Source organism: Tenacibaculum litopenaei, assembly GCF_964514025.1.
Classification (GTDB): Bacteria; Bacteroidota; Bacteroidia; order Flavobacteriales; family Flavobacteriaceae; genus Polaribacter; species Polaribacter litopenaei.
This window is the reverse complement of the sequence record NZ_CAZEQT010000006.1, coordinates 248,862-262,012: the sequence shown is the minus strand read 5'-3', so window position 1 is coordinate 262,012 and position 13,151 is coordinate 248,862. Positions and strand designations below refer to the sequence as shown.

Below are 13,151 nucleotides of genomic sequence, written 5' to 3'. Positions count from 1 at the left end.
TGTATTATACCTTAAATATATAATACATCCTTATTAAAATATAAGTTTAAATTAAATTTTAGTAATCTAAACTTGTGTTTTTAAAATTTAATCTATAAGTTTGAATTAACTTTATGCAAGTTAAAATTATATAAATGTAATTTTAACTTAAATTTTTATTGTTAATAACTTTATTTCAAATTTTATGCCATATCCTAAATATACCAAAGCCGACCTAGAGAAAATCGTATATACGCAACTAGATAACTTAAATGCCATTCACGACTTGTTACGCATTATGAAACTTCAAAATGACCTTATTGAAAATGCTAACAAAAAACTAAAAGACGAGATTGATGATTTTAAAAAGAAAGTGATTCAATATCCTATAGGTCACAAAAAACGAAAGTCATCTTCTTAAATTTTATATCTCTGCTTGCTAATCAAATCGTGCTTCCTCTAGTTTGAAATCCCCTGCTAATAACTTTTCCTCATTAAAATAAAAAACATTGTTAATATGAGATTCATTAATTATTTTATTTGAAGCTATTACTTCTTTAGCTCCTAAAACAAACCATATAATATCTAATTCTTGTTCTTCAAGTTTACTTAATAAAACATCTTTTCTTACTAGTAACGAATCTACCCCCTTTTGAAGTTTAATAGCTGGATTATGTAGTACTAACTCATCTTTCTCGTTAAAAAAGCAATGTTCATTTTCTTTAAAACGTAATTCAAGTAAATCATAAAGACCTTTGTTAGGTCGAGTAATATAAACGTGTTCATTTAAAGAAAAATCTCTATCAGAATACCAAGTATATTGTATTGATGTCATTATTCCAGAAAATTTATCATCTGTAAAACTAGAGTGTAGTATTCTAGTTTCTTCATCATAAGTTCTATGTTTATAAGCTTCACTCCAATAATACTCTCTACTAAAAACCTCATAAACTTCTCTTTCTTGAGGTATATTATGATTCCAAAAAGATTTATCTTGAAGTGCCTTAAGAATACTTTTCTTATCCTTCTTTTTTACTATACAACTTTTGATATGATACCAAACTTCTCTTCTCGTATTTTCATCATCACTTATAGCTTTCCATGATGGCATCGAAGACAAATTTAGCCAAGTATTATCTTTATCAGATACTTCAATTAATTTTTTAGGATTAACTATGTCTTCCTTATCAAAAACCCATTGACCATTGTTAGGTTTTTTAAAACTAATCTCTACTTTAGGTGACCAAAAAGTTGGTTCTGAACGATTATACTCGTTTTCTTTTATAGCAGCTTTATTCATTAAGGTTGGGTCAATATCTCTTTCAAAAGGACTCCAAGAACCATCATAAATACCCCATTTACTTGTAGAAGCATAATCATTATTTATCAAAAAATTATCAAAAATAATTGCTAACCATTTATAGTATGCTATCCAAATGTATTTCTTCCCAATAGCTTCTATTCTACTAAATGGTTTTTTGTTAAAATAATCGAATTTGCCATGGTCGTAATCTTGAAATTTCTTTAGCTTCCATTTACTTGATTCAAAAACATCCTTAATAATTAATCGTTGGAAGTCGGCTAAATCAAACTTACCACTCTTGTCAAAATAATTACTAGACTTAACATAACTTAACATGTAATTATACACCTGTTCTGCTTCATCTTTTGAAATATTAAAAACGTTTTCTAAAAACTTCTCCCCTTTATCAACAACAACCTTCAACATTTTTTTATAATCATCACTAATTTTCTCGTCATTATAATCTTTAATTGTTTGAAAAATAGTGTCCAAAGCTTCATTTTCTTTCTTTTTAAGACTTTTGCTTAGCTTATTATACGCTATTAAAGACTCTATAGTAATAAGTGATATTTTAGAAGAACCATTTGTACCAATTGTATATCTTGCAAAATCACTAAAGCCCATTACATAATCATATAATTGATTTTGAGATGTATTCTTTTTATCTTTAGTGATATCATATTTCTCTATATCTTTTTGACTTGGTAGTTTTGATGGCATCTTGCTACCATAAGGTGGTCTTATATCGTCTAATTTAATACCAGAAGTTAAGCCTCTATAATTTGCAAATTCAATAACTCCTCTAGCATAATCTCTTAATAAAAGATGTTCATTTGGAACTTTGTTATTAAAAACAGAATCGTATATATATTTAGAGAATTTTTTTAACTCCTCATTAGATTCTGTTCTAAGAGAAGCTCCATATGCCACTGCATAAAGTCTTTCTAAAACATAAATATCATTTATATCTTTAAATTGCTCAATTAATTGTTCTAATAGTGTTAAATCATTTTCAAACAATTTAACTAATGCTTTTGTACTATTATCCCTTATCGTTCTATTAGAGCTAGTTAAAAACCAGGTAAGTGTTAACGAAAGAAGCTTTTTTGACTCTAAATCTAACCTATTGAACATCTTACTCTCTCTTGCCCAACTTATCAATATAGATGGCATATGCTGAACTTGGTATTCATCTTGATTAATAAATAGTGTCCAAAATGCATCCCTATCGGTTAAAGACATTTTTTCCAATTGACCATCAAGAAATCTTGCATTAAAATAATGCTCTTTCTTCATACAAAGTTGTACCAATAAATTTTTAAACTGTTTATTAAGACCTCTTACTTTGACGATATAATTATTTATATAATCTAATACCTTATCCTTAATACTAGAATTTTTTCGCCAAACTAAACTATATAGAAAATATTGACCTATATCATAAAGTTTATTATTCTCTAAAAGTTCATATAGTTCATAGCCAATTTTTTCAGGAAGTTGAATTGACATAGCCTCAATTAAACCTCTATTCTTTATAATTGAATATTCATCCTTAACAAAGTTATATAACTTCATTTCTGGTTTTATAATTTTACTATCTAAAAGCTCTTGTTTTTCATTTTCAATTATAGAGTTAATAATTAAATGGTCACCAAATTTTTCATAAGAGAAATAGATAATTTCTCTATCATATTTTTCTGTTTTAGGATTATAGAGAGCATTCTCATTGACTATATTTTCATTAATAAGTTCAGTTAAGATTTTTCGACTATTTTCAACATGATTTTTTAATTCATTAGTAAGTAAGCTATAAGCTTCATTTTTAAATATTCTCAAAGATGGTGACTCAATAATTTTTTCAATTAAAATTTTAACAGATTCACTTACCAAATCAAACATTTTACAATCATAATCCAATCTCTTTGAAATAGATTTGTTTGCTGCTTTTATAACATATTCAAAAACAGTAGATATTCCTTCATATCCGCTTGGTATATTTTTTAATCCATTATCATAAAGACCTTTACAAAATAGCTTTAAAAATAAAGGATTAGAAAATTCAGGATTTAATAATGGAACTGGTGGTTCATTGATTTCATAATAATCAAAAAACATTTTAATAGCCTCAGAGTCATTGTCAAAACCAGTTAATGTTAACCTTTCTAAGCTATCATTTAAATTATCAGGTAATACTATATCATTGTATGTGTCTCTTATTGAAAATACAATTCCTAAATTCTCAAAACTGTCAAATTCATGAATAAAGCTTAAAAGTCTGTCTTTCCATAAATATTTTCCCTCTCCTTCATTTATTGCATCAATAAATATAATTATACGAGATTTTGTTGATTCTGCTTTTGAGTTTAAAGCTCCTAAAAATTCATTCTTAGTTAATTTGACATCAAGGTCAGATAATATTTGTGCCCATATATCTCCATTGTTAAAATGTTGCCCCAACAATAATATACTTAGTTGATTTTGCTTTTGTTTTTCTAAAATCACATCAGCAATTAAATGCGATTTACCTATACCACCTTTTCCCTCTATCAATAACTTAGGCTTTTCAAGCAAGTCTCCATCAAAACCAATAAATGAATTGAGACAAATATCTACTGAATGATAAAACTTTATGTATTCTTTTTGTAATTCATCTATTTTATCATTTTTTAATTTATTATTACCCTCGTAAAGAAAGCTATGTTGTATAGCTTCAATTTGTTCTAGAAGTAATTTGAACAGTTCTTTAGAACTTTTAAAGGATTTCAAAAAAGCTAAATTGATTTCCTGAATTGCATTAGAAAATTGACTGTATACCTTGCTATTTTCTTTCAATAAATTATTTAACCCTGATGTACCTAAATAACGAATATAGTATTTGAACTTTCTGTCTACATCATCTATATTTGACTTCAATTTGGCTTGAAGCTCTGGAGTATAAAACAAACCTTCAAAAACATATTTTATATCCAAATCGACATTGATTTCTGGAGTATATCTTGCTCCTAAATCTTTTATTTTTCCAGAATTATGCTTTTGAAACCATTCATTCCTCAATTCATCTTTGTTAAACCAAAAAAATGTCTTTCCTGAATTAATTGGTAAAGCAAGTTTACTTAATAGCTCAGAACTACCTTCATAAATAAACTCTATTTTTAAACCTTTCTCCTTAGCCCATTTTTCCCATTTTTCAACTCTATCGTTCCATTTTTGGAGAAATGATTTTTGACCATCTACTCTTGCATCAGCTCTATCTTGAGGAATAGAAACAATATATTTTTTTGTCTTAGGATGTTTATTGAGCATTGTCTTTACAGACTTATCTATTTCACCCCATTGTGTATTGGTTAATGGAGATGTAAAAAATTTAGCTTGCCATGCTATCTCAGTATTGTCTTCTATAGACCAAAAACATTCAACACCAGCATCGGGGCTGCCTTTTCGAGTAAAAAGCTTAGAATTATTTATCTTCTCATTCCTTGCTAACTGACAAACCAATTCCTCAAAACCTTCTTTTTGAGAACCATTTATAGGTCGAATATTATTCCAGTTTAAATTCTCAATCATTTAAAACATTTAATTATTAAGCATCAAAAATTCCATATCCCTTTTCTTTTAGTTCAATAGGAATACTCCGTAAATTTAATTTATCAATTTTTTCATCCAGATAAGAAGAGAATGGTATATAAGAGTTTTTATTAGCTTGAATCGCTTCTTCTTCATTATTATACTTTCTTCCTTTTACTGTGAAATTTATATAGTCATCTTGATATTCACTTAAACATTCCTCTAATGATAATTTTCTTGAAGAAAAAACATCCTTATTAAAAATAAGTGTGTCTACATCAATTATTGTTAAAGGTTTAATTCTCGATGTATCTAACCCACTTTCATTTAATTTTTGTAATTCATCTTGAAACCAAAAATTAATGACTTTATTTAACCCACCAACATTAAACATTCTGTAATGTAATACCAATATTGGATGCACTATTACTCTATTTGGTTTTAACCTAGAATCAAACTCTAATTCACCTTTTAAAATCCTTTCAACATTTCTAATTATTTGAATAACCGCTTTAGGAGTATCATCTTCTTTTTTATAAAGTTTTTTTACTAATTCTTTTTCTATAATTGAATAATCGGAAGATTGCTTTACTTCCGCACTTAGCATAATATCTTTAGATTCGAAAAGAAAGATTCTTTTTCCATTTCTAACATAATAATCTGGTGCACCACTGCACATTGCATCTAATTCCTCTCCATTTTTTTGAAAATATCTATTTCCAAAATATTCTTTCAAAATTCTATGTAGAACATATTTTTCAGAGAAATCATAAGTTTTGAAATCATAAAAATTCTTAATCTTCTGTCCTTTTGGTAATTGGTCATTAATTGGTCTAAATTTCCAATACAGTCCGTTATATATCATTTCAATAACAAACATTGGGCTAATAATTCGATATTTCCCTTCTTCAATTTTGTATATAGGTGTGGAACGTATTTTTCTATAATCTGTATCTTCTAAGACCTCATCATTAGCTACTATAAATTTCTCTAAGAATTCAATATCTTCTTTACGTTCCTCAGGATTATCAATTGTAATATCTGTATGAGCCTCTTTATCACTATTAATTACTATTATTGCTAAAGAAATGGTTCGTTTTAAGTACTCTTTATAATCTTTGACTTCATATTTATTATAAAAATTCTCTAGTAGATGCTGGCTAACTTCTTGAGATTCTAAAAACTCAAAAAAAAGCATTGCTCTGATTAATTGAGTAGAAAATAATTTATCATAATAATAGTTTGTTAAATCATTATTATGCAGTTGAAGAGATAACAAAATAGAAGCTGGCTTTCTTGTTATGTGAAAATCTTTAGTACTTTCACTTGCTATTTCACCTTTTTCTTTAGTATTATTTTCATTGAGTAGTAAATACGCTTTGAGAATATTTTTTTCCATTTCTTCATTTGACAAACTATCCTCAACATCATCTTCAATATTATCAAAAACAAATTCAAAAAAAGAGAGACTGCTCACTACATATGGTATTTCATAAGTTTCTAAACTTGTTGAATCTTGTGCTACGAATTGTTCAAGATTAGTTGCAATTCTTTTAGCTTCATCAATATTTTGTTCACTAAAAAACATGTTAAGGAAGCTATGTGGATGAGAATACGCTGAACTACGGTTTTTAAAGCCTAAAAAGAAAGCTCCTATTTTAAGCAGTTTTTGCTTGCTAATACCTTCAAGATATTCATTTAAGCTCTTTGGCTCTTCATCTGGATAAGCAGCACTAAATGGAACTGCTATTTTCATACTTAATCTCATATACTAATTTAAAATGTTAAAATAACCATTCTGTATTACTTTGACTACGTATAAGATACAAGAGTTTTTAACATTTAACTAAATAAACCCATTCCATACACATTTTGCTTCCACTCCTCTGCCCTAGCTGCAAAAAGAGTATTCCATTACATTTTTAAAGAAACATTTTGAGAAGAAAAAAATAAAAGAAGATTAGTATTGATAAAAGCTTTTTACCAAAGCAAAGTTACATAACGCAGAACATTATAGTACAATTGTATATTAATTTCTGTATAACCGTTTATCAGACCCTTTAGCATGCTATCAGATTTAATGTTTTTTGATTTATATCGACAGATATGCTGTTAAACGAAATTACAGTTACTTATAATGCCTATGGATTTCCTTGTAAGCTATATGTCTATATGCTGAATACGTCGTTGTTTGAGATTCGCGTATTTTAAAATATGTTTGCCATAATCTTGTACAGGATGCTCTGGTTAATCGTAATTATGACGTCAAGAGTAAAAAATTAATGATTGTTTGGACACTACTAGAAATTTAACATCTACTCCGGATAATTCAATTTAACCAGTCTGCCAGTTTTATACTGATTATCTGGATACTTAAAAATTGACTTTGTTCATATTTGTACCGTTCTTAAATTAGATGTCAATCATCAATGAATCCCTTAAATTATTATCTGAGATCACTATTTAGACTTTACAGAATTAACTAATCCAAATAACTATACACACTTAATCCTATCAGTTAAACATGTGTAAAATACTGTTATTAAGGTTGTTGAGTCTAGTGTTGTTCTTGTTTTCTCTTTAGTCAAGGAAAAATCATAGTTCCTATTTAACATAATAATGATATATATTAGCTGCATTAGATTCGATTATGAATAATTACCTTCATGTAAAAACGTAGATACCCCAATTACACATCTGGTTATCAATGAATTATATAAAAAACATCCATTGTTTTAACAACGAGCCAACTATTTAATTGATGCATTGCGTAAGTCGACTGTACTTGTCACTCCTCTCCTAGTATTAATCATTAAAATACCTTAGTGAATATCTTGATGAATACAATAGCTAACACCTGTAAATGAGAACATTAAAAGGTTAGTAATAGAGTCTAAAATCTAGAAGTTTACAGAGTTTATAATGTTTTTTATGTAGATCTTCAACTACATTAAACATATCATCGTCTTTTTTAAATAGGTTGAAAAAAGCTTTATCGAGCTCTGAACTAGCTATACTAGTATATTCATTACCGTAGCCTGAAATGGCTTTAGCACCCGTAATATCTAAAAAATACTGCGCTTCTTCCTCCTCTAAATCAAGTACTTTAGTATTCGAAAAGTGTAATATTTTATCATTTAGACTTCCCTCAAAAATCTCTGCGATTTCCTTTAGACTATAGTAATAATCATTTAAGCAGATGCTGTTTGCTTCACCTGTCATTACCAAATAGATGATTTCATAATTCTTGAAGTGGTGATCGTCTAAAATTAAGGTATTTAGGCTTTCTTCAAGTCCTTCAATAGAGTCACAAGTTTTGTAAATACTTGAAATTCCATATTGCATTGTCAATTCCTCTAGTTTAATTTGTGAAGTTGTCGTTTCTTGATTTTCAATATCATCCACGCCTTCTAAACAGTATATAAAGTAGTCTGTGTTATTGTATGCTTCTTGAGGTAATTGATTTATTTTGTTTAACAAACTGTAGTATTTAATGGAGCTGAAGAACAAAAATAATACAAGTCTGGGAATTAAAAAAAATCTTCAAAGTGTTATGTTTCGCTCATCATACTTTTCAGTCCGTATATTATGAATTGCTTTTAATTCACTCCCCACATTTGCAGTTTTTTTGACACTCTCTGAGAATTGAATATTTCTAAATTCATGGATAATGATACGGAATAATGAATTCTCATAAATGCTTAAATTACGAGTTTGACTGATACTTTTTTGAAATTATGAGAGTAGCTTTGTTTTAAATTTCAATTAAGAAATTTTGTCCCTTCAATAATTTATTTTTTACGGTAAAAGTGATTCACTGTTGATGCCAATTTCCAAATCAATATGGGATGAAGCATATTTTTGTGAATATTGTTTTTACTACAGCCTTCCTTGAACTTTATTTTTATTCTGACATTTAGTCCCAAAACAAGGTTTCCAGCATTCTTTTTAGCTATACCCACATTATTAGCCTCTTCCCTCCTTTTCGTTTTACTAGTATTGGTTAATATGATATCATCCACAATTAGTAACCTCAAATCAAATCGCCTCCCTCTTGTTACCATACTCTAATTTAATGACTTACGAGGTTCTTAGAGAGCTGTGCTACATGCATAGGTATTCAGTAGGCTGTTTCCGAAATTCAACGCTCGATTCTGCGAATAGAAATACTTAGACTATGCTTCCAGCATTGGAATTGCTAACTTCTTTGATGACGTTTTTTGATAGAAGGTTACCCCGTGCAGGTCAATTTCTGATCTAAATTTAGAGTTGGTAATATGCTCGTGAATAACCAAATCAATACTATGGGGAATAGAACTTTCTAACAGTTGATAATCAATTGTTAAAAGACTATCAAATGACAGGTTTGCTCCTTTTAAACTGATGTCAATATCAGAGCCTGCTCTATAGGTTCCGGTTGCTCTAGAACCATAAATGACAGCTTCCTCAATAAGTGGATTGTTTGAAAATACCCTTAGTATTGTATCCAGTGTTCGATTACTTAATCCAAAAGTTCTCATAGTTATTTATTTAATGTTTTTATTCTAATTCAATCAAAGCTTCCATCGTTTCACTTAATTTATTAAAGAGCACGATATATTCCTTAGTAATCCGTTGTACTATATGCTTAGCCGTACAGGCATCATAGGTATGAGATGTACTATTTCTGCTACTTATCATATGCATCCAGACATCACCATCCGAAATTAATTGGTACTTTATAGCTTCTCGTGTGGCATCTCTACTCCCCCTTATTTCCGAATTCCCTTGAAATAAAAAGTAGTCTTTGATCACCTTCCAAGCCAGCTCATGGGTAAATTCAAAGGATTGAATTACCCCTTGCCATTCAAGTTCACTCAATTCTCGATCATTGACAATGTTCATGGCATTGTTCAATTGCGCTATAGCGCTTTGTTGTAATTTTCCAGACGTAAATGCCAGCGTATACTCTTTACCTTAACACCAGCAGATTTCTTCATATTTTATAGCAATCAATTATTATTGTTCGTTTTCATTGCAACTGACGGGTGTATAAACATTTACCAAATGCGCCCCTTCTTGTATCGTATTCGCCGCACGTATTATTGTTCTGTCTTTGCCAACTTTTATCGAGTCAAAATATTATAGGATCTATATACTGTCAAAGTTTTGCTCTAGCTATGTTGATGTATCTTAAAGTCTTCTTTGACCAGAATAACCTTTTCTTAGTTATTCTCAATTTTTCTGGCTTTATTTTTGCAACCTAGTTTTATCACTGATAATCAATCATATAAACAGTAGCCTTATTAAGACATGGCACCCTGATTATCACAACTTATTTTTTACTATTCTCTTCTTTTTACAACGGCTGTTTAAAGGTAAGTGCTAACTATGATATACGGAGACGAAATGAAATTGTTGCTATGATCTAATAGATACATGGGTAGCTATTGGTATATTCTTTTCTTACGAATTTCATGAACATGGGGCAGAAACTCTCAACCTAAGTTATACTTTTTAAGATAGTTTGCTGTATGGCCTGAACCTGTCAACTGCAAATTTCTAGGGGTTCCTTCAAAAAGCAGTTCTCCCCCCATTTCTCCTCCTTCTGGTCCTAGATCAATAATCCAATCTGCTTGATTCATGATATCTAAATTATGTTCAATTACAATAACTGAATTCCCAGCATCTACTAATCGATTCAAAAGGTCTATCATCCGCTCAACATCTGACATATGTAGGCCTGTAGTGGGCTCATCTAAGACATATACTTGTCCCTTTTTATGCAATTCACTGGCTAATTTTACGCGTTGACACTCACCACCAGACAATGCAGACAAGGTCTGTCCGAGTTGTAAGTATCCCAAACCTACTTCCTCCAAGATTGCCAATTTGGCGAGGATTTTGGGCTCTTCGAAAAAATCCAAAGCCTCGTTTATAGTACACTCAAGTACTTCTGCTATGTTTTTCCCTTTGTACTTGTACTTTAAGGCTTCTTTACGATATCGATTGCCTTCACAATGAGGGCAGGTAGACTTCACTGACTCCATAAAAGCCAAATCCATTAAAGTAAAACCTAATCCTTTGCAATGCAAACAAGCTCCTTCAGCATTAAAGCTAAACAAGGAAGCTTTTGTTCCAGGATTTTCTGAGGCAAACAACTTCCGTATACCTTCGAAAACTCCAGTATAGGTAGCTGGGTTGGATCGGATGGACTTTCCTACGGGAGCTTGATCAATAACTATGGCAGCTGGATGGTGAACTAGAAACTCCTTATGTATCAAGGAGCTCTTACCAGATCCTGCGACTCCCGTAACACATACGAATACTTCCTTGGGAATTCGCAAACTAATGTTTTTAAGATTATTGGCAGTTGCATTGTTAAGAACAAAACTATTTGACCAAGACCTATAATTTGTTTTTGGAGTAATTTTAGCTTTAAGTAACCTACCACTTGTAGTTTCTGATGACAATAAAGCCTCATAAGTACCTTCAAAAACTACTTCACCCCCGTTTTTACCTGCTAACGGTCCCATGTCAATAATCCAATCGGCAACCTTTATTAAATCTGGGTCGTGCTCTACTACCAATACCGAATTTCCTTTTTTACAGAGTGCTTTAAGGATATCAGCAAGGATGGCCACATCTCTCGGATGCAATCCTGTACTCGGTTCGTCAAGCACATATATCATTCCTGATAAACTATTTCTTAGTTGCTTGGCGAGTTGAACACGTTGCGCTTCACCTCCCGACAAGCTTCTTACAGGGCGTGACAAATTTAAATATCCCACCCCGATATTCACCAAACTCTCTGTTCTTTTAATTAGTTGGGACAGCACTGTTACTAGCTCGGGAGCATCAATAGACCTGAAAAAGGTCAAGAGCTCAGTAAGTTGCATAGCGCTTAAGTCAACAATGTTTTTTCCTTCAATTTTACAGGCTAAAGCTTCTTCTTTTAAACCGGTTCCATGGCAGCTCTTACAATCGGTTGCTTTGATAAATGGAGCAATTGCTTTCTGACGGCTACTAGATAGGGCATCGAAATTTTTTGTAAGATAACCGCGTTGTATCTTGGTAACAACTCCGTGGAAGTTTGCCTCAAAACCTCGATCTCCTGGAGAAAGTTTAAACTTTATATTCTCGGCATATAATAGGGTTTGCATGTCCTCTTCACTAAAGTCCATAAGCGCTGTATCGATATCAAAAAGTCCGGAGTTCACCACTAATTTCCAGGCCAGAGATCCCACCTTAAAATCCGGAAATAAGAGCGCCCCTGTATTCAATGATAATTTTGTATTTATCAATCGATCTATTTGAAGCTCTTTAAGTTGACCAACTCCTCTACAATTTGGACAGCTCCCTTCTGCTGTATGAGGTGAGAAGTGATTAGACACCCCAACTTCAGGAGTTCCCATCCTTGAAAAGAGCAACCGTAAATAAGATGAAATTTCCGAAAGAGAGCCAACACTAGATCGCGAATTTCCGACAATGCGCTTTTGTGCCAATACAATTACAGGTGACAGATTGGAAATCTCATCGTAATCGGCTTGTTCGTATTTCGGGAGTCGTGATTGGGCAAAAGTACTAAAGGTTTCAAACAACTGTCGTTGTGCTTCTCCGGCAATGGTTTCAAAAACCAATGATGACTTACCAGATCCTGACATCCCCGTAAAAGCGACCAGCTTATTTTTAGGAATTTTTACGGAGATATTTTTTAAATTGTTTTGTCGCGCGCCTTTGACTACAATATCATTCATACGATTAAACTTTGGCCAAAATCCAATTGATTCCTTTTTGAAAATCTGTGATGCTCAATGTTCCCAAATAGGTATTTGTATTCTGAGCAGTTGCTGCTAGGGCAAACCCATGTGTGTAATCGACAATGATATCAGCCATCAAACCCCCTTCTACTTCATCTTTAACAATTGCAATTGCTTGATTTCTGATCGTTTCAGTGAGTTGTTGTAATTCATTGATAAACAAATCGTGATCCATTAATACCAATTTCACTACCTGAGGATGTTGTGAAACACAGCTGTAATAGTTTGCCAAGAGTGCTCGGATATTACTTTTAGGATCTTCGAGCATATCGTATGTATTGACTTCTGAAAACACCTGTTGTACCATGCTCTTTAGCAGTTCTTTGCGCGTACCGATGTGATGCTTTAAAGCCATGGCCGTGACATCAAATTCTCTTGCCAATTTGCGATAAGAAAGTCCAGCTTCTCCTTCTGTATTCAATAACTCAATAGCTTTAGCTACTATTATCCTCTTAGTTAATACCAGCTTGTCATTGGTAGGACGTCCTAAGTTACTTTTCTTCATG

The 13,151-nt window shown here is 31.3% G+C and carries 8 protein-coding genes; 1 reads left to right on the top strand and 7 read right to left on the bottom strand.

The window, feature by feature from the left end:
- Positions 1 to 184 precede the first annotated feature (184 nt).
- Positions 185 to 400 carry a hypothetical protein gene (locus tag ACKTS5_RS09695; protein WP_408043672.1) on the top strand — a complete coding sequence of 72 codons (216 nt, stop codon included), beginning with the start codon at positions 185 to 187 and terminating at the stop codon, positions 398 to 400.
- 18 nt (positions 401 to 418) lie between these two features.
- On the opposite strand, the gene avs2 is transcribed toward ACKTS5_RS09695, so the two are convergent.
- From avs2 to ACKTS5_RS09660, 7 genes are all read right to left on the bottom strand, one after another.
- A complete protein-coding gene (avs2, locus tag ACKTS5_RS09690; RefSeq protein WP_408043671.1) occupies positions 419 to 4,846 on the bottom strand; it encodes an AVAST type 2 anti-phage system protein Avs2 in 4,428 nt (1,475 codons plus the stop codon).
- 16 nt (positions 4,847 to 4,862) lie between these two features.
- Positions 4,863 to 6,602 (bottom strand): hypothetical protein, encoded by a 1,740-nt coding sequence (locus ACKTS5_RS09685; RefSeq protein ID WP_408043670.1) that lies wholly within the window; start codon positions 6,600 to 6,602, stop codon positions 4,863 to 4,865.
- A gap of 1,124 nt (positions 6,603 to 7,726) precedes the next feature.
- Positions 7,727 to 8,326, bottom strand: a complete 600-nt coding sequence (locus tag ACKTS5_RS09680; RefSeq protein ID WP_408043669.1) for a DUF6642 family protein — start codon at positions 8,324 to 8,326, stop codon at positions 7,727 to 7,729.
- A 695-nt stretch (positions 8,327 to 9,021) separates the two neighbouring features.
- Positions 9,022 to 9,366: a nucleotidyltransferase domain-containing protein gene (locus ACKTS5_RS09675; protein WP_408043668.1), complete on the bottom strand. Its 345-nt coding sequence runs from the start codon at positions 9,364 to 9,366 to the stop codon at positions 9,022 to 9,024.
- 19 nt (positions 9,367 to 9,385) lie between these two features.
- Positions 9,386 to 9,730: a nucleotidyltransferase substrate binding protein gene (locus tag ACKTS5_RS09670; protein ID WP_408043667.1), complete on the bottom strand. Its 345-nt coding sequence runs from the start codon at positions 9,728 to 9,730 to the stop codon at positions 9,386 to 9,388.
- A 593-nt stretch (positions 9,731 to 10,323) separates the two neighbouring features.
- Positions 10,324 to 12,582: an ATP-binding cassette domain-containing protein gene (locus ACKTS5_RS09665; RefSeq protein ID WP_408043666.1), complete on the bottom strand. Its 2,259-nt coding sequence runs from the start codon at positions 12,580 to 12,582 to the stop codon at positions 10,324 to 10,326.
- A gap of 4 nt (positions 12,583 to 12,586) precedes the next feature.
- Positions 12,587 to 13,150, bottom strand: a complete 564-nt coding sequence (locus tag ACKTS5_RS09660; protein WP_408043665.1) for a TetR/AcrR family transcriptional regulator — start codon at positions 13,148 to 13,150, stop codon at positions 12,587 to 12,589.
- Position 13,151 lies beyond the last annotated feature (1 nt).